The following is a 24,961-nucleotide window of genomic DNA, read 5'->3' on the forward strand; positions in this document are numbered from 1 at the left end:
GCAAATTTGCCTTTGTGTGCGCCTTGGAATGGCTCTAGTCTGATAGGACTATTCAATTGAGCCATTCAAAAAACAGAAGGGCGACGAACAGGACCTGCTCCGGACTCCCAATCGATCCCCAGCCGATCCTGAACAAGCAGTCGTCCTCACGTCAGGAAGGCCGCGCGCTCATGGTTCGCCGCGCGGACAGGGTATGAATGAGAGCGACTGATATCTCGGCCCCCGACTACTTTCACAAAGTAGTCGATTGCCAATGGGCTTGTCCCGCACACACTCCGGTCCCCGAATACATCCGCCTGATCGCCGAGGGTCGCTACAGCGACGCCTACATGATCAATTGGAAATCGAATGTATTCCCGGGCATTCTCGGACGCACTTGCGATCGCCCTTGCGAGCCCGCCTGCCGACGTGGGCGCGTCGAGGAAAGCCCGGTCGCGATCTGCCGCCTCAAGCGCGTTGCGGCCGATTTCAAGGACGACGTCCATCAGCGCATGCCGCGCCCTGCCCCGAAGAACGGCCGGCGCATCGCGCTGGTCGGCGGCGGCCCGGCGTCGCTGACCGTGGCGCGCGATCTCGCGCCGCTCGGCTATCACTGCACCGTGTTCGACGCCGATCCCAAGCCCGGCGGCATGATGCGCTCGCAGATTCCCAAGTTCCGCCTGCCCGACAGCGTCATCGACGAGGAGACGGGCTACGTGCTCAGCCTCGGCGTCGACTACAAGGCCGGCCATCGTATCGACAGCCTCAAGAAGCTGCTGGCCGAGAACTATGATGCCGTCTTCATCGGCTCCGGCGCGCCGCGGGGCCGGGAGCTGAACATTCCAGGTCGGGAGGAAGCGGCGGCCAACATCCATCTCGGCATCGACTGGCTATCCGGCGTCTCGTTTGGCCACACCGACAAGATAGGCAAGCGCGTGATCGTGCTCGGCGGCGGCAACACCGCGATGGATTGCTGCCGTACGGCGCGCCGGCTCGGCGGCGAAGACGTCAAGGTCATCGTGCGCTCCGGCTTCGAGGAGATGAAGGCGTCTCCGTGGGAGAAGGAGGACGCGCTGCACGAGGACATTCCGATCCTCAATTATCTCGTTCCGATCGCGTTCCACCATGCCGCCGGCAAGCTGACCGGCATGACCTTCCAGAAGGTGAAGGCGGAATATGACGCCAACGGCGGACGCTCGCTGGTGCCGTCCGGCGAGCCCGACGAGACCTATCCGTGCGACGACGTGCTGGTCGCCGTCGGCCAGGAGAACGCATTCCCCTGGATCGAAGCCGATTGCGGCATCGAATTCGACAAGCGGCACATGCCCAAGGTCGATCCGACCACCTTCGTCTCGACCAATCCAAAGGTGTTCTTCGGTGGCGACGCCGCGTTCGGGCCGAAGAACATCATCTGGGCGGTCGCACAGGGCCACGAGGCCGCGCTGTCGATCCATCGCCTGCTCTCCGGCGAGGACATCACCGAGCGCCCGCTGCCCGAGGTGCACATCTCCTCGCAGAAAATGGGCATTCATGAATGGAGCTATGACAACGACATCTCCTCCGAGAAGCGCTTCAAGGTGCCGCATCGTGACAAGGTCGTGGCGCTGAAGGACATCCGCACCGAGGTCGAGCTCGGCTACGACGTCAAGCTCGCGCTCGGCGAGGCGCATCGCTGCCTGAATTGCGACGTGCAGACGGTGTTCTCCGACACGCTGTGCATCGAATGCGACGCCTGCGCCGACATCTGTCCGATGGATTGCATCACCTTCACCGACAATGGCGAGGAGGCGGATCTGCGCGCGCGGCTGAAGGCGCCCTCGCTGCATCCCGACCAGAGCCTCTACGTGTCCTCGGATCTGAAGACCGGGCGCGTGATGGTGAAGGACGAGGACGTCTGCCTCCATTGCGGCCTATGCGCCGAACGCTGCCCCACCGGTGCGTGGGACATGCAGAAATATTTCATCGAGACGACCCACGCAGGTAACGCATGTCCCAGCAAGCGCCGCTCAGCAGCGTAAACGACTTCGTCGTCCGCTTCGCCAACGTCAACGGCTCCGGCTCGGCCAGCGCCAATGAGCTGTTCGCGCGCGCCGTGCTCCGTCACGGCGTGCCGGTGAGCCCACGCAACATCTTCCCGTCGAACATCCAGGGCCTGCCGACCTGGTACGAGGTGCGCGTCACCGAAGCGGGCCATCTCGGCGCGCGCGGCGGCGGCACTGATTTGATGGTGGCGATGAACCCGCAGACCTGGGACAAGGACGTCGCCGGTATCGCGCCGGGCGGCTATCTGTTCTACGATTCCACCAAGCCGATGCCGGCAACCAAGTTCCGCGACGACATCACCGTCATCGGCGTCCCGTTGACCGCGATCACCAACTCGACCTATTCGGATCCGCGCCAGCGCCAGCTGTTCAAGAACATCATCTATCTGGGCGCGCTCTCAGCGCTGCTCGACATGGATCCGAAGCTGATCGAGCAATTGATCGGCGAGCAGTACAAGGGCAAGGAGAAGCTGCTCTCCTCCAATGTCCACGCGCTGCATCTCGGCCGCGACTGGGCGCTGCAGAATTTGAAATGCCCGATCGGCCTGCGCATCAAGAAGGCCGACAAGGTCGGCGACCGCATTTTCATCGAGGGCAACAACGCCGCCGCGCTGGGCGCCGTCTATGGCGGCGCCACGGTCTGCGCCTGGTACCCGATCACGCCGTCGTCTTCGCTGGCCGAAGCGTTCAGCAACCACTGCAAGAAACTGCGGCACGATCCGGAAACCGGGCAGGCCAAATACGCGATCGTGCAGGCCGAGGACGAGCTCGCCTCGATCGGCATGGTGGTCGGCGCGTCCTGGAACGGCGCCCGCGCCTTTACCACGACATCGGGCCCCGGCGTTTCGCTGATGACCGAGTTCATCGGCCTGTCCTACTTTGCCGAGATCCCGGCCGTGATCATGAACGTGCAGCGCGCCGGCCCCTCGACCGGCATGCCGACGCGGACGCAGCAATGCGACCTGATCGCCTGCGGCTATGCCTCGCACGGTGATACCAAGCACGTGATGCTGTTCCCCGAAGATCCGGCCGAGGCGTTCGAGTTTGCCGCTGCGGCGTTCGATCTTGCCGAGCGGCTGCAGACCACGATCTTCCTGATGCTCGACCTCGACATCGGCATGAACCAGCGGCTGTGCAGACCGCTGAAGTGGGACGATGCCAAGCAGTATGACCGCGGCAAGGTGATGACGGCGGAGATGCTGGAGGAAGGCCGCGACTTCGGCCGCTATCTCGACGTCGACGGCGACGGCATTCCGTTCCGCACCTACCCCGGCACGCATCCGACGAAGGGCTCCTACTTCACCCGCGGCACGTCGCGTGACCGCTACGCGCGCTATTCCGAGGAAGGCGCCGTCTATGCCGACAACGTGCAGCGCCTGCTGCGCAAGTTCCAGACCGCGCAAGACATGGTGCCGCGGCCGCTGCAGGCCAATGCGAGCAAGCCGACGAGATATGGCGTGATCTATTTCGGCTCGACCGCGCCGGCGATGGACGAGGCAATCGGACTGCTGGAGGCGCGCGGCTGCCAGCTCGACCGCCTGCGCATCCGCGCCTTCCCGTTCCATTCGAGCGTGGCGAGTTTCATCGCCGAGCACGATTTCGTCTATGTGGTCGAGCAGAACCGCGACGCCCAGCTGCGCCAGCTCATCGTCACGGAGAACGGCATCGATCCGGTCCGGCTGGTGCCGATCCTGCATTATGACGGCACGCCGATCACCGCGCGCTTCATCGCCGATGCGATCGGCGACCACCAGGACCACATCAAGGTCACCCCGCTGCGCAAGGCCGTGTCATGACGTGCTCTTCGCTCTCTCCGCCGTCATGCCCGGGCTCGACCCGCCTGCGCGGCCGTAGCCGCTTCGGCGCGGCGAAGGCTCGGGCGTCCACGTCTTTCCTCCCGGCCCCGACGTGGATGGCCGGGACAAGCCCGGCCATTACGATGCCGGGTGATGCGAGGCTCTCATGACCTACATCGCAAAGCCTAAGTTCCAGCATCCGGGCATCAAAAAGAACGCGCTCGGCTACAGCCATCGCGACTACGAGGGCAAGATTTCGACCCTCTGCGCCGGCTGCGGCCACGATTCGATCACGGCCTCGATCATCGAGGCCTGCTTCGAGCTGTCGATCGAGCCGCATCGCGTGGCAAAAATCTCCGGCATCGGCTGCTCGTCGAAGACGCCGGACTATTTCCTCGGCAATTCGCACGGCTTCAACACCGTGCACGGTCGCATGCCCTCGGTGCTGACCGGCGCCAACCTCGCCAACCGCGAGCTGATCTATCTCGGCGTCTCCGGCGACGGCGATTCCGCCTCGATCGGCTTCGGCCAGTTCGCCCACGCGATCCGGCGCGGCGTGAACATGACCTATATCGTCGAGAACAATGGTGTCTACGGCCTGACCAAGGGCCAATTCTCGGCGACCGCCGACCGCGGGTCGAAGTCGAAGAAGGGCGTCACCAACACCGACAATCCGATCGACCTGGTTGGCATCGCGCTGCAGCTCGGGGCCACCTATGTGGCGCGGTCCTTCTCCGGCGACAAGAAGCAGCTGGTGCCGATCATCGAGGGCGCCATCCAGCACAAGGGCGCGGCGTTCATCGACGTCATCAGCCCATGCATCGCGTTCAACAATCACGCCGGCTCAACCAAGAGCTTCGACTATGTCCGCGAGCACAACGATGCCGTGAACCGGCTCGACGTGCTGACCGGACGCGATCCGATCGAGATCGACCAGGATCCGGGCACGGTGCAGATCGTCGAGCAGCACGACGGCTCCAGGCTGGCGCTGCGCAAGATCGACGCCGACTACGACCCGCACGACCGGCTCGGCGCCATGACCTTCCTGCAGAAGCATGCCGCGCAAGGCCAGATCGTGACCGGCCTGCTCTATGTCGATCCGGAAGCCGATGATCTGCACAACCACCTCAACACGGTGGAGCGGCCGCTCAACCGACTGGAGGCCGCGGATCTGTGTCCGGGACAGGCCGCGCTCGACAAGATCAATGCGAGTCTGCGCTAGCAGACCGCTGCGTGGAGAGCGTGTGCTCTGTAGCCGTCCTTCGAGACGCCTGCCTCCGGCGGGCTCCTCAGGACGAGGGCGGAGTGCATTGCGACCGCTTCTGGCGGGGCTATCGCATTTCACAATCGGAGTTTTGCGCTTCTCTATCTCCACGTCATGGCCGGGCTTGTCCCGGCCATCCACGTCGTTCGGCACGCTGAGAACCACGTGGATGCCCGGGACAAGCCCGGGCATGACGGAGTAACTAACTGGCAGATCGTTCGTTGCGACAGCTCGGCATATCCTGGTGAGCCGCGCCCTCGCTCCTCATCGTGAGGAGCGCCGCAGGCGCGTCTTGAACCATGAGGCCCATCATCGTTGATGACGATTACGCCCGCAGCGCGCTCGCCCAAACGCGATCGAGCTGCGCGATCGCCTCTGGCAGCGGCAGCGCCGAGAGCGCGTCGTCGCCACCACTCACAAGCCCAAACTCGCGCAGCCGCAGCAGCGCCTCATCGATATTGAACGCCCGACCCAGCCCGAACATCTGCTGCAGCAACTCCTCGACATGGCTGCCCAATGCGGCACGCGAGAGCGGCACCGACGCCAGCAGCAGGCCGCCATAGGCCAGCATCGCTTCCTTCCAGTCCTGGTCCTCGGCCTCGTCGATCAAATAGTTGAAGATGCCGGAATTGTTGTTGACGTTGCGGAAGTAGATGTTGTCGGTGACCTGCTTCTGATGGATCAGCGATTGGCGATGGAAGTTGCCCCATTGCCGCAGGATGAAGGCGCCGAGCGCGAACAGGCCCGAAAGCGCCGCCAGCGCCTGCTCGGTGTCGTTGTCGTGCACGGTGCCGCTGAGGCCGAGATAGAAGCCGGCGACGATGAACAGCACGGTCAAGGTCGAAGCCAGCTTGAGCAGGATCGGTACGCCGCCGACCAGCGCCGGCACGCCCAGCGTCAGTTGCTCGCGCAGGCCCATGACGACGCGGACGTTCGGCAGCAGCGCCTCGAGGTCGAAGCGCGCGATGTGGCGGAAATATTTGAACAGCACCGCGCCGCCGCGGATCTTGTTGCGGCCGCGCCAGGCGGCGGCCTTGCTCTTCTTCTTGACCGGCTCGTCGGGCTTGGTCGCGACCATCAGCACGATGTCGTCATAGACCTCGATCTCATGCTTGCGCCGTCGCAGCCCATACAGCATGGGGACCTCGATCGTCTCCTGATGCTGGCCACGCCGGAACATCCGTACGGCACGATAGTCGGAGATCGGCGCCTTCAGCTTGACCCGCACCAGCGCATGCTCGGCAAAGGCGCGCTCGATCTCGTCATGGCTGATCTCGATGAAATTGGCCTCGCCGAGCACCCGCACGACTTCGTCGGCGAGGCTGCGATAGGCCGCGTCGAGATCCTCCGGCGATCGACGGCGGCCGACCGGCACCTCGGGATCGAAGTCGAAATAGGCGTCGCGGAACCAATCGAGCTCGTCGAAATATTGATGGTGCAGAATCGCGCCGAGCATACGCGCCAGCTGCCGCAGCTCGCTGGCCTGGGCGTCATCGACATGGCCGTTCGAGATCAGGCCATCAAGAATGTCCGACTTGCGCAACGGAATGAACCGGTCCCGCCGCTCCGCCGCCGCCGTCTTCCCTGGTCCGACCACGCCTCTCACGCCCGAGCTTCGATCTGCGCCATTGACAGCCGATCCGGCTGCACGGGCCGGCGCGTCCGGCCAACCCGCATACCATAGCGCCCCGATCCCGTTCACGCCACTCGCCGCAACACGTAAGCTGCAGGTCCCGCCTGCAGAACGAGAGACTGATCATGACCGACGCCGGACAGCAGACATCCCCGTTCCGGGCCATCCGGGCCATCGACTACACCGTCATCCTGGTGCGCGACTAGTCCGCGATGCGCCGCTTCTATGAGGAGGTGCTGGGCTTTCCCCTGCTGCGCGAGCTGTCACAAGGCTGGATCGAGTACCAGGCCGGCAGCAACACGCTGGCGCTCGCCCGGCCGCAACGGCTGGCCTCGGACCAGCCGACGCCGCCAGGGAGCGCATCGCTTCAGCTCGCCTTCAAGGTGACCCGCGACGATGTCGACCGCTGCGCGGCCGAGCTGACCGGCAAGGGCATCGCCCTCATGGAGCCGCCGACGGACCAGCCCTTCGGCCACCGCACGCTGTTCTTCAGGGATCCCGACGGCAATCTGCTCGAGGTGTTTGCGGACATCTAAGGCTTGGCGGCCGCGCTAGGCGGCCGCCGGTTGTATCCGGGGATTGAGCACGTACTCCTTCAGCACCTTGTCGGTGGCGGCATCGACTTCCACCAGCGACACGTCGTAGCTCCAGAGATCGGCGAGATGCTGCAGCACGCGCTTGGTGTCGGTCTCGCTGAGCTGGGCCCCCTTCACCACGGTATGCCGCAGCATCAGGCGGCGGTCGCCGGCGAGATCGACATCGACCACCTCGATGTTCGGATCGATGCAACCGACGTCGTACTGCTTGGACAGCTCGCGGCGGACGCGGCGATAGCCGCGCTCGTCATGAATGGCGTCGACGAGGATGCCGGCGCGCTCGGCCGGATCGTCATGCAGGTGGAACAGTCTGAGCTGCCGGATCAGGTTGGGGCTGAGGAACTGGCTGATGAAGCTCTCGTCGCGATAATTGGCCCAGACATCGCGCAGCACCGCCATCTCGTCGCCGGTGCCGGCGATGTCCGGAAACCACTCGCGGTCCTCGTCGGTCGGGTCCTTCACGATGCGCTCGATGTCCTGCATGATCGCAAAGCCGAGCGCGTAAGGGTTGAATCCGGAGAAGCGCGGATCGTCGAACTCCGGCTGGAAGACGACGTTGGTGTGCGACTGCAGGAACTCCAGGAAGTTGCCGTCGGTGAGGCGGCCGTCCTGGTGCAGCCGGTTCATGATGCGATAATGCACATAGGTCGCCGTGCCCTCGTTCATGACCTTGGTCTGGCCCTGCGGATAGAAGTATTGCGCGATGTGGCGGACGATGCGCAGCAATTCGCGCTGCCACATCGCCAGCCGCGGCGCGGTCTTCTCCAGGAAATAGAGCAGATTTTCCTGCGGGAGGCCGAGCAGCGCGCGGCGCCGTTCGACGTTCAGCATCGCATTGGTCTTGACCGGGCCGGTCGGCACCGTACGCCAGAGATCGTTGAACTGGCCCTCCTCGTAGAGCCTGCGCTTACCGGCGCGCTTCTCCTCCTCGCGGAAGTCGAGCTTCTTCTTGCCGGGATAGCGGTCGACGCCGTGCGACATCAGCGCATGCGCCGCGTCCAGCGTATGCTCGACGGCGAGCCGGCCGTAGCGCTCCTCGCATTGCGCGATGTAGCCGCGGGCGAAATCGAGATAGTCGAGGATGCCGTCGGCGTCGGTCCACTGCTTGAACAGATAGTTGTTCTTGAAGAAATGGTTGTGGCCGAACGCGGCGTGCGCGATCACCAAGGTCTGCATCGTCGCCGTGTTCTCCTCCATCAGATAGGAGATGCAGGGCGAGGAGTTGATCACGATCTCATAGGCGAGGCCCATCAGGCCCTTGCGGTACGAGGCCTCGTGATAGGCGAAGTGCTTGCCGAACGACCAGTGCTTGTAGAACAACGGCATGCCGACCGAGGAATAGGCGTCGAGCATCTGCTCGGCCGTGATCACCTCGATCTGGTTGGGATAGGTGTCGAGCCCGAGCTCCTTCTCGGCGACGGCTTCGCAGGCATCGTGGATGCGCTGCAGGGTGAGGAAATTCCAGTCCGCGCCCTCGAACAGCAACCCGCTCATGACGCCGCCCTCTCCTGCGTGGTGCCGCGACGCTGAAACAGGTCGTGGAACACCGGGAAGATCTCGCTGCGGTCACGCACCTTGCGCATCGACAGCGGCTCGCCATCGGCGCGCAGCCGCTCATACAGCGACCACAGCGCCGAGTCCGGCATCTCGAACGAATAGGTGCCGGATTCGCCGACCTCGAGATAGGCGAAGAACTGCGACACCGGCAGGATGTTGTCCGTCAGCAGGCGGGCGACGTTCTCGGAATCCGAGGTGGCGTTGTCGCCGTCGGAGGCCTGCGCCGCGTAGATGTTCCAGTCCGAGGGGCGGAAGCGCGAGCGGACGATGTCGTGCATGCATTGCAGGGCGCTCGACACCAAGGTGCCGCCGGATGCCGGTCCATAGAAGAAGGTCTGCTCGTCGACCTCCTCGGCGCGATCGGTATGACGGATGAAGACGATCTCGACATGACGGTAGCGCCGGGTCAGGAACACGTAGAGCAGCATGTAGAACCGCTTGGCGAGGTCCTTCATGTGCTCCGACATCGAGCCCGACACGTCCATCAGGCAGAACATCACGGCCTGTGCGATCGGCTTCGGCACGGCCTCGAAGCGGCGGTAGCGGATGTCGATCGGATCGATGAAGGGGATGCGCTTGGCCTTGGCCTTCAGGGCTTCGAGCTCGGCCAGCAGCGCGGCACGCTTGTCGTCGTCGGTCTCCTGCTCCAGCTGGGCCTCGAGTTCGGCAATCGCCTCCGGCCGCGGACGGCGCAGCGCCACGCGGCGGGCCAAGGCGCGGGTGACGGTGCGGCTGATCGAGATGTTGGCCGGTGAGCCCGACGTCGAGTAGCCGGCACGTACCAGCCCCTCGCTCTCGGCCTCGGCGAATTTGCGCTTGGCGAGATCAGGCAGTTCGAGATCGTCGAGGAAGAGATTGACGAACTCCTCCTTGCTCAGCACGAAGCGGAACGCGTCCTCGCTGTCGCCTTGTCCGGGCGCCGACTTGCGGCCGCTGCCGTCGCCGGAGCGCGGCAGGATGTCGCCTTCGACGAACTTCTTGTTGCCGGGCAGCACCATGTCGCGGGTGCCGCCCTCGCGGCGGAAGCGCGGCTCGTCCATGCCGTCGAGCGGGATCGAGACCTCGCCGCCCTCCAGCACGTCCTTGATGTCGCGGTCCTGCGAGGTCTTCTTGACCGCTCCCTGAACCAGGGCCTTGGCGCGGCGCAAAAATCGCTGGCGATTTTCGAGACTTTTGCCGCCCGGATTCAGGCGCCGATCAATGATGTGCATGACCACGTTCCATACGCCTCCTGCTGCAGCGGCTTCGACTCCTGCTCTCCCCCGCCGCGATGCCGCGGCGCAGTATCGGACCCGACACTGCAACGGCACCCTCTGCCTGTCCGACGCCTCCCAGCGAAGCTCAGCGTCGAACGTTCATCTCGTTCGTAACCCTGGCGCCGACGTCAGACCGATGGCCTGCCGCACCTGCAGTGAACATCGGCGCCGGACCACGATCAACCCGCCTGCTTCACGCGCATGTACCACTCGACCAGCCGACGGACCTGCCGCTCGGTGTAGCCGCGTTCGACCATGCGCGCGACGAAGTCGTCGTGCTTCTTCTCGGTCTCGCCGTCCTTCTTGGTACCGAACGAGATGACCGGAAGCAGATCCTCGACCTGTGAGAATATCCTCTTTTCGATGACTTCGCGGATCTTTTCGTAGGAGGTCCAGGACGGATTTTTGCCTCCATTCTGGGCTCGGGAGCGCAGCGAGAACTTGACAACCTCGTTGCGGAAGTCCTTCGGGTTGGCGATCCCGGCCGGCTTCTCGATCTTGGTCAGCTCCTGGTTCAACAGCTCGCGATTGAGCAACTGTCCCGTATCGGGATCCTTGAAGTCCTGATCCTCGATCCAGGCGTCGGCGTAGTCGACGTAGCGATCGAACAGGTTCTGGCCGTAATCGGAGTAGGATTCGAGATAGGCCTTCTGGATCTCGTGGCCGATGAACTCGGCGTAGCGCGGCGCGAGATCCGCCTTGATGAATTCGAGGTAGCGCTTCTCGATCTCCTCGGGCAGTTGCTCGCGCTTGATCGACTGCTCCAGCACGTACATCAGATGCACGGCGTCGGCTGATACTTCCGCCGTATCGTGATTGTAGGTCGCAGCCAGCACCTTGAAGGCAAAGCGGGTGGAGATGCCGTCCATGCCCTCGTCGACGCCGGCAGCATCGCGATATTCCTGCACGCTGCGCGCCTTCGGATCGGACTCCTTGAGGCTCTCGCCGTCATAGACCCGCATCTTGGCATACAGCGTCGAGTTCTCATGCTTGCGCAGGCGCGACATCACCGAGAAGCGGGCGAGCGTGTCCAAGGTCGCCGGCGCGCAGGGCGCGGTGGAGAGCTCGGAGCCCTGGATCAGCTTCTCGTAGATCTTGCGCTCCTCGGTGACGCGCAGGCAGTACGGCACCTTGATGACGCAGATGCGGTCGATGAAGGCCTCGTTGTTCTTGTTGGTCTTGAAGCTCTGCCACTCCGACTCGTTGGAGTGGGCGAGGATCACGCCGTTGTAGGGAATGGCGCCGATGTTCTCGGTGCCGATATAGTTGCCTTCCTGCGTCGCCGTCAGCAGCGGATGCAGCATCTTGATCGGCGCCTTGAACATCTCGACGAACTCGAGAATGCCCTGGTTGGCGCGGTTGAGACCGCCCGAATAGCTGTAGGCGTCGGGATCGTTCTGCGCGTAGGTCTCGAGCTTGCGGATATCGACCTTGCCGACCAGCGAGGAGATGTCCTGGTTGTTCTCGTCGCCGGGCTCGGTCTTGGCGATGCCGATCTGGCGCAGCCGCGACGGCTGGATCTTGGCGACGCGGAACTGCGAGATGTCGCCGCCGAAGGCTTCCAGCCGCTTGTAGCACCACGGGCTCATCAGGCCGGACAAGCGGCGGCGCGGAATGCCGTATTTCTCCTCGAGCATCGGGCCCAGCGTGTCGGGATCGAACAGGCCGAGCGGCGACTCGAACACGGGGCTCAGCTCATCTCCGGCCTTGAGCACGTAGATCGGATGGGTTTCCATCAACTGCTTCAGCCGTTCGGCCAGCGACGACTTGCCGCCGCCGACCGGTCCGAGCAGATAGAGGATCTGCTTGCGCTCTTCGAGACCCTGCGCGGCGTGACGGAAGAAGCCGACGATGCGCTCGATCGTGTCCTCCATGCCGTAGAAGCCGGCGAATGCAGGATACAGGCGAACCGTCCGGTTCAAAAAAATACGGCCAAGGCGTGGGTCCTTGGCCGTGTCTATCATCTGAGGCTCGCCGATCGCAGCTAGTAGTCGTTCAGCGGCGTTCGCGTATCGCATCGGGTCGGTTCGACACGATTCTAGATATTCCTGCATCGACATGTCGGTCTGGCTGCGTGCCTCGAACGACCTTGCGAACGCGTTGAACAACGAATCGTTGTACATGATCCCTCTCCACGTAGGTTCCGCCGCACTGCTGCAACGGGCCGAGATCCAAGTACGTTCCTGCTGATCCCGAACCGACTCAGAGTGAAGCGCGCTAGCCCCCATTGGGCACCGTCTTCGTCCTTTTCCGCAACGCAAAGTGCATGCAGCATATGCCCTATCAACATGCACTTCGCTCAATAGTTCGGCAAAAGCCGGCCGACTCTCCCCATTTGTACCTCATTGTCTCTGCTTCGCAACATCCGCAATACCCCGGCACCGTAGTCTCCCTGCGCCGCACAAGGTGTTGTGAAGCCACGTGAACTGGTGGCGTGACAGCTCCAAAATCAGTCTCTCTTCCCGAAGTGAACCGCGAGTGAACGCAACTCTTCCCGCAAGCGCTCCAGGCAGGGAACGTCTCATTCGCTGCACGACCTGATGCGCGCCGGCCACGGCGGCCGACCAAACACGGGCCTGCTGCGATCGCATCTGCCGTCGCTCATACAACGTCCTCGAGGGAGCGATGAGCGCGCGCATCTCATAGGGCCGCGCGCACGCATGTTCGCCGCCTGAACCGAACGGCGTGAAATAACGCGCGACCGAAGCCGGACGGATCACTCGATGCCGATCATTGCCATGATCACACGGCTGTTCGCCGCTGAGCATCTGCAGCCGGAAAGCATCATGGGTTATCCGCCGACACTCGTGAGGCGCTGCCGAGGCGACAACCGTGAGACGTTCGCCATGATCCGTTGCGTAGGGCACCATTCCCCAGAACACATGTGGCACCTTTCCAGCATTGCAAGCCGGAGAAGCTTGATCGACGGCATTTGCTTGCCTCCCGGGGCCTCTCCGGCGCACGAGCACTGCTGAGGTCGACGCAGGCCGAACGCCGACCGCGCTCTGGCGGCTCTGCCGCGCGCTTTGGCCGGAACGATCAGCGGCAGGCTTCGCGTCGCCTGCCGATCTCCCTCCGGACGCGCCCCGCCGGCACGTCACCCCGGCTCGAAGCTCTTGGGATTCCAGAGGGATCAATCCATTATGAATGGCGTTCTCCTGAGGGCTGGCGCATAGTTGTTCATGTAAGGTCCCTATCGACCTGGCAGCTGCCAGGCGGGAACCCAAAAAAGCAAGCCGACGCACATAGATAGGCATCATGAATCCGGTCAAAGCTCTCGAAGAACACGGCCAGGCGGTCTGGCTCGATTTCCTCGCACGCGGCTTCGTCGCCAAAGGCGACCTCAAGCGGCTGATCGATGAGGATGGCGTCAAGGGCGTCACCTCGAATCCCGCGATTTTCGAGAAGGCGATCGGCAGCTCCGACGAATATGACACACCGATCGCCACGGCGCTGAAGAACGGCGATCGATCGCCGACGCAGCTGTTCGAGGCCGTTGCCGTCGAGGACATCCAGAATGCCGCCGACGTGCTGCGGCCCGTCTATGACCGCTTCGATGGCAATGACGGCTTCGTCAGCCTCGAAGTCTCGCCCTATCTGGCGATGGACAGCAAGGGCACGATCGCCGAGGCCGAGCAGCTCTGGACGGCGGTCGACCGCAGGAATCTGATGATCAAGGTGCCGGCGACCAACGCCTGCCTGCCGGCCATCCAGCACCTGATCTCCAAGGGCATCAGCGTCAACATCACCTTGCTGTTTTCGCAAGACGTCTACCGGCAGGTTGCCGAAGCCTATATTGCCGGCCTCGAAGCCTACGTCGGCGCCGGCGGCGATCCGTCGCATGTCGCCAGCGTGGCCTCGTTCTTCGTCAGCCGCATCGACAGCGTGGTCGACAAGCAGCTGGACGAGAAGATCGCCCAGGCCAATGATCCGACCGAGAAGGAGCGGCTGGCCGCGCTCAAGGGCAGGATCGCCATCGCCAATGCAAAGATGGCGTATCAGGACTACAAGCAGCTGTTCGCCGGCGCGCGCTGGGAGCGGCTGGCCAAGCAAGGGGCCAAGCCGCAGCGGCTGCTCTGGGCCTCCACCGGCACCAAGAACAAGGACTACAGCGACGTCCTCTATGTCGAGGAGCTGATCGGGCCGAACACCGTCAACACCGTGCCGCCGGCCACGCTGGACGCCTTCCGTGATCACGGCAAGGTGCGCGACAGTCTGGAGGAAGACGTCGATGCCGCCCAGGCCGCCCTTGAGGATCTGGCGAAGACCGGCATCTCGCTCGACGACATCACTGCAGATCTCGTGATCGACGGCGTCAAGCAGTTCGCGGACGCCGCCGACAAGCTCTATGGCGCGGTTGCGCACAAGCGCGCCGTCGTGCTCGGGACCGGGCTTGGGCAGCAGTCGATCGCGGTTGCTGCTGATCTGGAGAAGAAGGTCGCCTCCGCCACTGAGGACTGGCGCAAGGACGCCAGGATCCGCCGACTCTGGCACAAGGACGCGACGGTCTGGACCGGCCGAGACGAGCACAAATGGCTGGGCTGGCTGACCAGCGCGGAGAAGGCCGATATCGCCGATTACGAGGACTATGCGCAGCGGGTGAAGGGACAGAAATTCTCCGACGCCGTGGTCCTCGGCATGGGCGGCTCCAGCCTCGGGCCGGAGGTGCTGGCCGAGACCTTCCCGCGCAAGGCCGGCTTCCCCAAGCTGCATGTGCTCGACTCCACCGATCCGGCGCAGGTGCGCGCGATGGAGAAGGCGATCGACATCGCCAGGACGGTGTTCATCGTCTCCTCCAAGTCGGGCGGCACCACCGAGCCGAACGCGATGAAGGACTATTTCTTCGCACGCGTGGCCGACGCGATCGGGCCCAAGAAGGCCGGACATCGCTTCATTGCCGTGACCGATCCCGGCTCGTCGCTGGAGAAGGCGGCCAAGGCACAAGGCTTCGCCCGCATCTTCCACGGCGAGCCGAGCATCGGCGGCCGCTATTCGGTGCTGTCGCCGTTCGGCCTGGTGCCGGCCGCCACCGCCGGCATCGACGTGCGCAAGCTGATCACGCAGGCGCTGTCCATGGTGCGCTCCTGCGGGCCCGACGTGCCGCCGCTGCAGAACCCGGGTGTGCAGCTCGGTCTGGCGATGGGCCTTGCCGGCCTCGAAGGCCGCGACAAGGTGACGATCTTCGCCTCGCCCAAGATTGCCGATTTCGGCGCCTGGGCCGAGCAGTTGATCGCGGAGTCCACTGGCAAGGAAGGCAAGGGCCTGATCCCGATCGACGGCGAGCCTATCGCATCGCCTGAGCTCTATGGCCGCGATCGCTTCTTCGTCGATATCAAGGTCGAGGGCGACGAGGTGGCGGGCCATGACGCGAAGCTCGCCGCGCTCGAGGAGGCCGGTCATCCGGTCGTGCGCATCGTCATGAAGTCGATCGACCAGCTCGGCCAGGAATTCTTCCGCTTCGAGATAGCGACCGCTGTTGCCGGCGCCGTGCTCGGCATCAACCCGTTCGACCAGCCCGACGTCGAATCGGCCAAGATCAAGACCCGCGAACTGACCGCGGCGTTCGAGCAGAGCGGCGCACTGCCGGCGGAGGAGCCCGTCGTGGCGATCAAGGGCTGCGAGCTCTACACCGATGCGCAGAACGTCGAGAGCCTGCGCGGGCATGGCGCCGACGGAACGCTCGCGTCCTGGCTGAAGGCGCATCTCGGCCGCGCCGGCGACGGCGACTACATCGCCCTGCTCGGCTATATCGACCGCAATGCAGGCAATATCGACACGCTGCAGCGGATCCGGCTGAGGCTGCGCGATGCCAAGCACCTCGCCACCTGCGCCGAATTCGGTCCGCGCTTCCTGCACTCGACCGGCCAGGCCTACAAGGGCGGTCCGGACAGCGGCGTGTTTCTCCAGATCACCGCCGACGATGCCGAGGATCTGCCGATCCCCGGGCAGAAGGCGAGCTTCGGCGTGATCAAGGCGGCGCAGGCGCGCGGCGATTTCGACGTGCTCACCGAGCGCGGGCGCCGGGCTCTTCGGGTCCATCTCAAGGGCAATCTGAAATCGGGCCTGAAGATGCTCGACAGCGCGATCAGCGAAGCGCTGAGCTAGGAAGGGCCTCGTCGATGCAGCTTGGAATGATCGGTCTCGGGCGGATGGGCGGCAACATCGTGCGCCGCCTGATGCGCGCGGGGCACTCCTGCGTGGTCTATGATCGCGACGCAAAGGCCGTGGCCGCGCTGGTCTCCGAAGGCGCCACCGGCGCCGCGAGCCTCGAGGAGTTCGTCGGTAAGCTCGCAACGCCGCGGCACGCATGGATCATGCTGCCGGCCGGCAAGATCACGGAAGCCACCGTCGAGCAGCTCACCGGGCTGATGACCCGAGACGATGTCATCATCGACGGCGGCAACAGTTTTTGGCAGGACGACGTCCGCCGCGGCAAGGCGCTGAAGGAGCGCGGTCTGCACTACGTCGACGTCGGCACCTCCGGCGGGGTCTGGGGCCTCGATCGCGGCTACTGCATGATGATTGGCGGCGATAAGCCGGTCGTCGACCGGCTCGATCCGATCTTCGCCGCGCTCGCGCCTGGGATCGGCGACATCCCGCGCACACCGGGCCGTGATGGCCGCGACCTGCGCGTCGAGCAGGGCTATCTGCATGCCGGTCCGGTGGGCGCCGGGCACTTCGTCAAGATGATCCACAACGGCATCGAATATGGCCTGATGCAGGCCTATGCCGAGGGCTTCGACATCCTCAGGAACGCGAACAGCGCGGCGCTGCCGCAGGCGCACCGCTTCGACTTCGATCTCGCAGATGTCGCCGAGGTGTGGCGCCGCGGCAGCGTCATTCCGTCCTGGCTGCTCGACCTCACCGCCAGCGCACTGGCGCGGCAGCCCGGTCTGGAGAAATATTCCGGCTATGTCGAGGATTCCGGCGAGGGCCGCTGGACCGTGAATGCGGCGATCGACGAGGCGGTACCGGCCGAGGTGTTGACCGCCGCCTTGTTCGCCCGTTTCCGCTCGCGCCAGGAGCACACCTTCGCGGAGAAGATTCTCTCGGCCATGCGCGAAGGCTTCGGCGGACACAAGGAGCCCGAACAGCACCCAGACCCGGCGCGCCAGAGCGCGCCCGAGATCGTCAAGCCGAAGGCGGACCGCGCGTGACCGCCCACCGTTCGCATCAGCCGCAACACCAGAAGCCTGACGCCTGCGCCTTCGTCCTCTTCGGCGTGACCGGCGACCTGACGCATCGGCTGGTCCTGCCATCGCTTTACAATCTGGCCGCCAATCATCTGCTGCCCGACAGGCTCTGCATCGTCGGCATTGCCCGCAAGGGCATGTCGAGCGAGCAACTGCGCGACAATCTCATGGAAGGCCTGGGCAAATACGCCACACGCCCGATCGAGGATGAGATCGCGCAGCGCCTGTTGCAATGCGTGACTGCGATCGAGGCCGATCCGAAGGAGCCGGAAAGCTTCGTTCAGTTGAAGGCGAAGCTGGAAAAGCTGGAAGCCGCGCGGGAGACCCACGGCAATCGGCTGTTCTATCTTGCGACGCCGCCGAGCGCCTTTGCGCCGATCGCGCAACAGCTCGGGCGCGTCGGGTTGCTGCGCGAGGACGGCAAGGCTTGGCGCCGCCTCGTGGTGGAAAAGCCGTTCGGCACCGACCTCGCCTCGGCCAAGAAGCTGAACGACGAGCTGCTGCAGCTCGTGACCGAGCACCAGATCTACCGGATCGATCATTACCTCGGCAAGGAGACGGTGCAGAACATCCTGGTGCTGCGCTTCGCCAATGGCATGTTCGAACCGATCTGGAACAGGCATCACATCGACCATGTCCAGATCACCGTCGAGGAGAAGCTCGGCGTCGGCACGCGCGGCAGCTTCTACGACGCGACCGGTGCGCTGCGCGACATGGTCCCCAACCATCTATTCCAGTTGCTCTCGCTGGTGGCGATGGAGCCGCCGGCCCGGTTCGATGCACATACCGTCCGCTCCGAGAAGGCCGAGGTGCTATCGGCGATCCAGCCGTTGAGCGAACGGGAGGCGCTGCTCAACTCGGTGCGCGGTCAGTACACGGCCGGCATGATCGGCGACGCCGAGCTGCCCGACTATGTCAGGAGCAAGGACGTCCGTCCCGACAGCACCACCGAGACCTATGCCGCCTTCAAGCTCACGATCGACAATTGGCGCTGGGCCGGCGTTCCGTTCTATCTGCGCACCGGCAAGGCGCTTGGCGCCAAGCGCACCGAGGTGGCGATCAAGTTCCGCCAGGCGCCGTTCGCGATGTTCAGTTGCACGCCGATCGAAACCCTGGCCGAAAACTATCTGGTCATCGGCATCGAGCCGACCCAGAGCATCACGCTGCAGTTCAACACCAAGGTACCCGGCCCCACCATCCGCACCGACGGCGTGCAGATGAAGTTCAACTACAAGGACTATTTCCAGGCTGAGCCGGCCACCGGCTACGAGACGCTGATCTATGACTGCATGATCGGCGACAACATCCTGTTCCAGCGCGCCGATAGCGTCGAAGCCGGCTGGAAGGCCGTCGAGCCGTTCATCGGGGCGTGGAAGAAGGCTGGCCGCGATGGCCTGCATTCCTACGCGGCCGGCAGCGAGGGACCTGAGGCGGCGGCCGATCTCCTGGCCCGCGACGGCCGCAGCTGGCGCAAGCTGGTTTAGCCGTGGCCGGGGCGCAGGACCGCAAGCTCGTGCGCGTCGCCGACCGGGCGACGATGGCGAGGGTCGCGGCCGAACATCTCCTGGCTCGGACTGATACCAATCCGGGACGCGTGGCCATCTGTCTCACCGGGGGATCGAGCCCGAGGCAGCTCTATGAGCTGCTGGCGACGGACGCTTATCGTGAACGGATTCCATGGCCGCGCGTCCACTGGTTCATCGGTGACGAGCGATATGTTCCGCCCGGCGATTCCCTGCACAACATGACCACGGCACGTCACGTGTTCCTCGATGCCTGCGCGCCGGCCGCCAACATCCACCCGATCGCGACCGATGGGTCGGACCCGGAGGCCATTGCCCGCGACTATCAGCGCACGCTGGAAGCGTTCTACGGCGCCGCGCGGCTCGACTCCGGGCGGCCGCTGTTCGACCTCGTGCTGCTCGGCATCGGTCCCGACGGCCATGTCGCGTCGCTATTCCCCGGCTTTCCCGCAATCGACGTCACCGATCGCTGGGTTGTCGGCATCGACAAGGCCCACGTCGCACCCTTCGTGCCGCGGATCAGCCTGACCTTGCCTGCGCTCTCCTCCTGCCGAACCATGCTGTTCGAGGTCGCCGGTGCCGACAAGCGCGCGATCATGGCGCACGTGCTGGCCGGTGAGGACCTGCCCGCCAATCGCGCCCGCTCGATTCGGGAGACGATCCTGCTCATCGACAGCGAGGCCTGGCCGGAGGGGCGAAGTGGCGAGATCTGACCTGCCCCATGCGCTCGTCATCATGGGCGTGTCCGGCTCCGGCAAGAGCACGATCGGGCAAGCATTGGGCCAGCGCCTCGGCTGGCGCTTCGAGGATGGCGACAGCTTTCACCCGCCCCCGAACGTCGCCAAGATGAGCGCCGGCCACCCGCTCACGGACGAGGATCGCTGGCCCTGGCTGCAGGCCATCGCGGCGGAGATCGCGCGTTGCCGTACTGCGGGCCAGCACATCATCATCGCCTGCTCTGCGCTCAAGAAGGCCTATCGCGACATCCTCGTCGGCGGCCGCAACGATGTCCGCATGGTCTATCTCCAGGGCAGTCAGGAGCTGATCGGCGAGCGGATGAGCCATCGCGAGGGGCACTTCATGCCGCCGGGCCTGCTCGCCAGCCAGTTCGCCACCCTGGAACCACCTGGGGCCGCCGAGCATCCCATCACCGTCTCGGTCGACGCGCCGGTCGCGGCGATCGTGGACGACATCATGCAACAGCTTCACGCCGGTCGGCGCTGCTCCTGACCGCGAACAGGAAGGGCTCATGACCCGCATCGCTCTCGTCGTATCCGACGTCGACGGCACGCTGCTGACCAAGGACAAGGTTCTGACCGAGCGGGCTGCGAAGGTGGCGCGACGGCTGCATGAATGCGGCGTCGCCTTCACGCTCACCTCGAGCCGCCCGGCGATCGGCATGCGCTTTCTGATCGAGCCGCTGCAGATCAGCCTTCCGGTCGGCCCGTTCAACGGCAGCTCGATCATCGGCGCCGACATGCGCCCGCTCGAGCAGAGCCTGATCCCGCCCGCGGCCGCCGCGCGCTGCGTCGATCTTCTCCATCAATCCGGCGTCGACATCTGGGTCTTCACCAATGATGCCTGGCTGACGCGCAATCCGGACGGCGAGTACGTCCCGAACGAGCGGCGCGCCATTCGCGCGGAGCCGACGATCGTCGACGATTTCTCCCCCTATCTGTCGAACGCCTGCAAGATCGTCGGCGCCAGCAGCGATTTCGAGCTGCTGGCGCGCTGCGAGAGCCAGATGCAGCAGGCATTGGGGGCGGAAGCGACCGCTGTCCGCTCGCAGAGCTACTATCTCGACATCACGCCGCCAGGCCGCAACAAGGGCACCTTCGTCAAAGCGATGGCCCAGCGGCTCGGTATCCCGCTCGACCAGGTCGCGACCATCGGCGACATGCATAATGACGTCGCGATGTTCGAGGTGAGCGGCTTGTCGATCGCCATGGGCAACGCCAGTGACGAGGTGAAGAGCAAAGCCAAGCGCATCACCACGTCCAATCAGGACGAAGGCTTTGCCAATGCGATGGAGATGATCCTGGCAGAGAACGCGCAAGGCTCATCCGCAAGCTGACACACGGCAGCTCAGGCTTCCGACCGCTGCCTTGCGGGTTTGTCGCTGGCCTTCTTGGCACTGCTCAGATTCTGCGCCGTGTTGATGAGCGCGATATGGGTCAGCGCCTGGGGAAAGTTGCCGGTCTGCCGCCGTGCCTCGGTGTCGTACTCCTCGGCCAGCAGTCCGACGTCGTTGGCGATGTTCACAACGCGGCGGAACAGCGTCTCGGCTTTTTCGGTGGCGCCCGCCAGAACATGCGCGTCGGCCAGCCACAGCGTGCAGGCCAGGAACGCGCCTTCGATCGGCTGCTGCTCGTCCGGAGAGACGTCGCGCGGATCGTGCCGGAGCACGAAGCCATCCCGCAGCAGATGCTGCTCGATCGCCTCGACCGTGCCGCGAATGCGCGAATCGGAGCACGGCAGGAAGCCGACCGCCGGCAACAGCAGCAGGCTGGCATCGAGCAGCCGCGAGCCATAGGACTCGACGAAGCTGCCGAGGCCTTCGTCGTAGCCCTTGTCGCAGACGTCGCGATGAATGGCCTCGCGCAGCCGCCGCCAGCGCTCCAGCGGCGCCTTGAACCCGAACTTCTCCGCGCTCTTGATCGCGCGATCGAACGCGACCCAGGTCATCACCTTGGAAAACACGTAGTGACGGCCATCGCCGCGGCGTTCCCATATGCCGTGGTCGGGCTGGTCCCAGACGTCGGTGAGATGGTCGAGCACCGCGCATTCCAGGTCCCAGGTGCCGTCGTCCAGCTTGAGCTTGGTCATGCGGGCTTGGTGGAAGGCATCCATCAGTTCGCCGTAGACATCGAGCTGGAGCTGCGCATGCGCGGCATTGCCGATCCGCACCGGCTGGGCACCCTCGTAGCCCGGCAGCCACTCGGCCTCCCACTCCATCAGCCGCCGCTGGCCCATGATGCCATACATGATCTGCATATAGGCGGGAGCGCCGGCCGCGGCGCGCAGCAGCCAGTTGTGCCAGGCCAGCGCTTCCTCCGTGTAGCCCGAGTTCATCAGCGCCAGCAGCGTGAATGTCGCGTCACGCAGCCAGCAGAACCGGTAGTCCCAGTTGCGCCGGCCGCCGAGCTTCTCCGGCAGCGAGGTGGTCGGCGCCGCGACGATGCCGCCGGTCGGCGCGTAGGTGAGCGCCTTCAAGGTGATCAGCGAGCGCATCACGAGCGCGCGATGCTCGTCCTGATGGGTGCAGCGCCGCGACCAGTCGGCCCAGAACGTTTCGGTGTCATCAAGCGCCCGATCCGGATCGATCGCCTTGGGCACCGGCAGATGCGACGGACCGTAGGTGAGCACGAAGGGCACGGTGTCGCCGGCAGCGACCTCGAACTCCGCCACCGTGGTCATGTCCTCGCCGCGGGTGGCGACCGGCGTGTGCAACACCGCCATGTCCTGGCCGCAGATGGCGAGCAGCGCGGAGCGATCCTCCGAGCGCTTCACCCAGGGAATCTCGATGCCGAAGCCGAATCGGATGATCAGCTCCATCCGCATGGCGACCCGGCCGGAGACGCCGCGGACCAGCCGAACGACATCGGAGGCGCTGCCCCGTGGCGGCATGAAATCGATCACCTCGACGGTGCCGGTCGCAGTTTCGTATCGCGTCTCGAGGATGAGGCTGTCGCCGCGATAACGGCGAGACGTCGATCGGACGTCGCCGCGCGGCTCGATCAGCCAGCGGCCATGGCTGCGATCTCCCAGCAAGGCTGCGAAACAGGCATCCGAATCGAACGCCGGCCAACACAGCCAGTCGATCGACCCGTTCCGGCTCACCAGGGCAGCCGTCTCACAATCACCAATCAGCGCGTAGTCTTCGATCCTGCAGGACATTTGGCATCCGCGTGCAACTGCCCCCCCGCAATCCCCCCGTTCTAAACGCCGGCCGGGCTGATCCGTTCGGCGGTCGCCGCCTTCAACGCCGCGACGCTGGTCGCACCGGCGATGTCCTCGAGCTTGATCGGCATCTTGCGGCGCCAGTTCGGATGCTCGTCGATCGTGCCGGGAATATTGGGCTGATCGACCACTTCCAGCAGATCCTCCAGGGAAATCACCAGCAGCCGGGACCGCGTCCGCGACAGGAAGGCGATCGCTGAGTGGACGTCGTTGGCTCGAATGCCGTTTTGGCGGAGCACCTCGTCCCAGAGCCCCAACGCATCCCAGCGATCCTGGTCGCTTTCACCGGGATCGATGCCCAGCCCGCGTTTGGTCTTGAGATCGCCGAACGAGCGCCAGCCGGCGTAGGTCGAGAGATCGTGGGTATTCAGCGTCACCAGCGCATTCGGCGGATAGAAGTCGACATCGCGGAAGCGCCCGTTGTCGTCGCGTTCGAAGATCATCACCTTGTAGGACCACAGTCCCCAATCGGCCATCTGCTCGCGAAAGCCCTCCGGCACGGTGCCGAGATCCTCGCCGATGACGATGCATTCGTTGGCGACGCTCTCGATGACGGTTGCGGCGAGCAGCGCCTCGAACGGCATCTGCACGTAAGCGCCCTGCTTGGCCGGAAATCCGTGCGGCACCAGATAGAGCCGCTTCAAACCGAGCACATGGTCGAGCCGGATCGCGCCGGCATGCCGCATCGACGCCCGGACCATTTCCCGGAACGGCTCGAAATTCTTCAGCGCCAGTCCAGGCGCGTTGAAGCCGGCGAGCCCCCAGTTCTGCCCGACCGTGTTCAAGGGATCGGGCGGCGCCCCGACCGACAGCGTGCGCGAAATGGCGCCCTGCTCGTTCCAGGCATCGAAACCGTCGGATTGAACGCCGACCGCAACGTCGAGATACAGACCGACCTTCATTCCCAGCCGCTGCGCGAGATCCCTGCAATGGCTCAATTGTCGTTCGGCGAGCCACTGCACATAGGCGACGAAATCGGCCTCCCTCCGATCGGGGCCGCTGAGCAGCGCCGCGCAGCGCCCCGCATCGGGCTGCCGCCACTCCTCGGGCCAGTCCCACCACGGCTTCTGGAAGCGATGCCGCAACACCTCGAAGCAGGTGAAGCGCGCCAGCAGATCGCCGCGCTCGGCGCGGTAGGCCTTGAACTCCGCCGCCGCGGCGGCGCCGGGCGCAGCCATGAAGGCGTCGAAGGCCGCGCGCAAGGCCGGCCATTTCAACGCCGCCACTCCCTTGTAGTCCACCAGCTCGGCCTGCCGCAGCGGCTCGAGCACCTTGCTGTCCGGCCCGTTCGCGAAGCCGGGCGCCTGCTCCACATCGACATAGAGCGCATTCAGGAACAGCCGGCTATTCGGTGCATAGGGGCTGAAATCGCCCGGCCGATCGTCGAACAGCGCGTGCAGCGGATTGAGGCCGACGCCATCGGCGCCGAGCTTGGCGCAAAGCGTGATGAGATCGGCAAGATCGGTGAAATCGCCCATGCCCCAGTTGCGACTGGATCGAATGCCGTAGAGCTGGACCGCCAGCAGCCAGACGCGATCGAAATCACCGCCGAAGGCCTTCGCCGGCGCGACCAGCAGCGGCAGCTCCTCGCGGTACGACGACGCATCCACCAGCTCGAGGCGATAGCTGCCGACCGGCAGATCACCCGGCCACTCGACCAGGGCCTCAGCGGCCTGCCCGGAGGCTGTCTCAGCGTCGCCACGCCTGATGGTCCACCTGACTGGCAGCTTGGTCGCCTCGTTGAGGCGGCTGCGCGCCGGCTGCCCGGACCGAATCACGACCGCGCCGCTCAGCAGCCGATGAGGCGTGGGCCTGGGAAAAGCCTCAACGATGATCTTGAGCGCCGCTTCGTCGGTGACACGACGCTGCCCCTGACCATCGTAGAATTCTGTCAGGATTCCGAGACTATGGGCTTCGCTGTAGAGATCCATTCGGCACGCGATCTGGACGTAACGGGAGACGTACGTCGTAAATTGTTGTGGGACGGCAAGAAGATAAGCCCCTAACGCCGCGGCATGGCCGTCGTTCCCGGGGGAACAAAACGAGCCTTGCAGCGTTGTAAGGGGGTCGTCTCGGCTTCTAGCGAACCGGGACGCCGTTTTCTTGTCAATGGCATCACCGTGAACAAATTTGCGCACACGTTCGAGAGCGTCACCCCCAAG

The 24,961-nt window shown here is 64.6% G+C and carries 15 protein-coding genes and 1 pseudogene; 10 read left to right on the plus strand and 6 right to left on the minus strand.

From position 1 onward, the window contains the following. The first annotated feature begins 197 nt into the window (after positions 1 to 197). From QX126_RS15405 to QX126_RS15415, 3 genes are all read left to right on the plus strand, one after another. Entirely contained in the window at positions 198 to 1,997 is a 1,800-nt protein-coding gene (locus QX126_RS15405) for an FAD-dependent oxidoreductase (protein ID WP_315782015.1), read from the plus strand. Then, on the plus strand, positions 1,967 to 3,817 hold the full coding sequence (locus QX126_RS15410) for a 2-oxoacid:acceptor oxidoreductase subunit alpha (RefSeq protein ID WP_315782017.1): 1,851 nt from the start codon (positions 1,967 to 1,969) through the stop codon (positions 3,815 to 3,817). Before QX126_RS15405 ends, QX126_RS15410 begins: the two co-directional genes overlap by 31 nt. Positions 3,818 to 3,983: 166 nt before the next feature. Further along, entirely contained in the window at positions 3,984 to 5,039 is a 1,056-nt protein-coding gene (locus tag QX126_RS15415; protein ID WP_315738644.1) for a 2-oxoacid:ferredoxin oxidoreductase subunit beta, read from the plus strand. Between the two features lie 367 nt (positions 5,040 to 5,406). On the opposite strand, the gene QX126_RS15420 is transcribed toward QX126_RS15415, so the two are convergent. Continuing rightward, positions 5,407 to 6,678: a TMEM143 family protein gene (locus QX126_RS15420; protein WP_315782018.1), complete on the minus strand. Its 1,272-nt coding sequence runs from the start codon at positions 6,676 to 6,678 to the stop codon at positions 5,407 to 5,409. A 161-nt stretch (positions 6,679 to 6,839) separates the two neighbouring features. Here QX126_RS15420 and QX126_RS15425 point away from each other — a divergent pair. Continuing rightward, positions 6,840 to 7,250, plus strand: a pseudogene (locus tag QX126_RS15425) (VOC family protein). 15 nt (positions 7,251 to 7,265) lie between these two features. Here QX126_RS15425 and QX126_RS15430 read toward each other — a convergent pair. The 3 genes from QX126_RS15430 to QX126_RS15440 form a co-directional block, all read right to left on the minus strand. After that, entirely contained in the window at positions 7,266 to 8,804 is a 1,539-nt protein-coding gene (locus QX126_RS15430; RefSeq protein ID WP_315738648.1) for a SpoVR family protein, read from the minus strand. Beyond that, positions 8,801 to 10,078 carry a YeaH/YhbH family protein gene (locus QX126_RS15435; protein WP_315782020.1) on the minus strand — a complete coding sequence of 426 codons (1,278 nt, stop codon included), beginning with the start codon at positions 10,076 to 10,078 and terminating at the stop codon, positions 8,801 to 8,803. The genes QX126_RS15430 and QX126_RS15435 overlap by 4 nt, the downstream gene beginning before the upstream one ends. Before the next feature lie 224 nt (positions 10,079 to 10,302). Beyond that, complete coding sequence (locus QX126_RS15440; protein ID WP_315755266.1) at positions 10,303 to 12,246, minus strand: PrkA family serine protein kinase; 1,944 nt, start codon at positions 12,244 to 12,246, stop codon at positions 10,303 to 10,305. A 1,135-nt stretch (positions 12,247 to 13,381) separates the two neighbouring features. Between QX126_RS15440 and QX126_RS15445 the strand changes: the two genes are divergently transcribed. Genes QX126_RS15445 through QX126_RS15470 form a run of 6 tightly spaced genes read left to right on the plus strand, consistent with a single transcriptional unit; the run spans position 13,382 to position 20,913 of the window. Beyond that, entirely contained in the window at positions 13,382 to 16,228 is a 2,847-nt protein-coding gene (locus QX126_RS15445) for a bifunctional transaldolase/phosoglucose isomerase (protein WP_315782022.1), read from the plus strand. Positions 16,229 to 16,242: 14 nt separating this feature from the next. Further along, a complete protein-coding gene (gene gnd / locus QX126_RS15450) occupies positions 16,243 to 17,280 on the plus strand; it encodes a phosphogluconate dehydrogenase (NAD(+)-dependent, decarboxylating) (protein ID WP_315782023.1) in 1,038 nt (345 codons plus the stop codon). Next, the gene (gene zwf, locus QX126_RS15455; protein ID WP_315782025.1) at positions 17,277 to 18,800 is read left to right on the plus strand and encodes a glucose-6-phosphate dehydrogenase; all 1,524 of its coding nucleotides are present in this window, start codon (positions 17,277 to 17,279) and stop codon (positions 18,798 to 18,800) included. The genes gnd and zwf overlap by 4 nt, the downstream gene beginning before the upstream one ends. Before the next feature lie 2 nt (positions 18,801 to 18,802). After that, on the plus strand, positions 18,803 to 19,552 hold the full coding sequence (gene pgl / locus QX126_RS15460; RefSeq protein ID WP_315782026.1) for a 6-phosphogluconolactonase: 750 nt from the start codon (positions 18,803 to 18,805) through the stop codon (positions 19,550 to 19,552). Then, positions 19,539 to 20,069: a gluconokinase gene (locus QX126_RS15465; protein ID WP_315775915.1), complete on the plus strand. Its 531-nt coding sequence runs from the start codon at positions 19,539 to 19,541 to the stop codon at positions 20,067 to 20,069. Before pgl ends, QX126_RS15465 begins: the two co-directional genes overlap by 14 nt. A gap of 19 nt (positions 20,070 to 20,088) precedes the next feature. Next, positions 20,089 to 20,913 (plus strand): HAD family hydrolase, encoded by an 825-nt coding sequence (locus QX126_RS15470; RefSeq protein ID WP_315738656.1) that lies wholly within the window; start codon positions 20,089 to 20,091, stop codon positions 20,911 to 20,913. Between the two features lie 11 nt (positions 20,914 to 20,924). Here QX126_RS15470 and QX126_RS15475 read toward each other — a convergent pair whose 3' ends face one another. Together QX126_RS15475 and malQ are read right to left on the minus strand one after the other, a co-directional pair. Then, positions 20,925 to 22,736 carry a glycoside hydrolase family 15 protein gene (locus QX126_RS15475; RefSeq protein ID WP_315782028.1) on the minus strand — a complete coding sequence of 604 codons (1,812 nt, stop codon included), beginning with the start codon at positions 22,734 to 22,736 and terminating at the stop codon, positions 20,925 to 20,927. 41 nt (positions 22,737 to 22,777) lie between these two features. Further along, on the minus strand, positions 22,778 to 24,730 hold the full coding sequence (malQ, locus tag QX126_RS15480; protein ID WP_315782030.1) for a 4-alpha-glucanotransferase: 1,953 nt from the start codon (positions 24,728 to 24,730) through the stop codon (positions 22,778 to 22,780). Positions 24,731 to 24,961: the final 231 nt, after the last annotated feature.

The organism is Bradyrhizobium sp. SZCCHNPS1003, assembly GCF_032381555.1.
GTDB lineage: Bacteria > Pseudomonadota > Alphaproteobacteria > Rhizobiales > Xanthobacteraceae > Bradyrhizobium.

Bases quoted from the DNA above. Each gene is read 5' to 3' on its own strand.
- QX126_RS15405 (WP_315782015.1), top strand. From the start codon at position 198: ATGAGAGCGACTGATATCTCGGCCCCCGACTACTTTCACAAAGTAGTC.
- QX126_RS15410 (WP_315782017.1), top strand. From the start codon at position 1,967: ATGTCCCAGCAAGCGCCGCTCAGCAGCGTAAACGACTTCGTCGTCCGC.
- QX126_RS15415 (WP_315738644.1), top strand. From the start codon at position 3,984: ATGACCTACATCGCAAAGCCTAAGTTCCAGCATCCGGGCATCAAAAAG.
- QX126_RS15430 (WP_315738648.1), bottom strand. From the start codon at position 8,804: ATGAGCGGGTTGCTGTTCGAGGGCGCGGACTGGAATTTCCTCACCCTG.
- QX126_RS15435 (WP_315782020.1), bottom strand. From the start codon at position 10,078: ATGCACATCATTGATCGGCGCCTGAATCCGGGCGGCAAAAGTCTCGAA.
- QX126_RS15440 (WP_315755266.1), bottom strand. From the start codon at position 12,246: ATGTACAACGATTCGTTGTTCAACGCGTTCGCAAGGTCGTTCGAGGCA.
- QX126_RS15445 (WP_315782022.1), top strand. From the start codon at position 13,382: ATGAATCCGGTCAAAGCTCTCGAAGAACACGGCCAGGCGGTCTGGCTC.
- gnd (WP_315782023.1), top strand. From the start codon at position 16,243: ATGCAGCTTGGAATGATCGGTCTCGGGCGGATGGGCGGCAACATCGTG.
- QX126_RS15470 (WP_315738656.1), top strand. From the start codon at position 20,089: ATGACCCGCATCGCTCTCGTCGTATCCGACGTCGACGGCACGCTGCTG.
- QX126_RS15475 (WP_315782028.1), bottom strand. From the start codon at position 22,736: ATGTCCTGCAGGATCGAAGACTACGCGCTGATTGGTGATTGTGAGACG.
- malQ (WP_315782030.1), bottom strand. From the start codon at position 24,730: ATGGATCTCTACAGCGAAGCCCATAGTCTCGGAATCCTGACAGAATTC.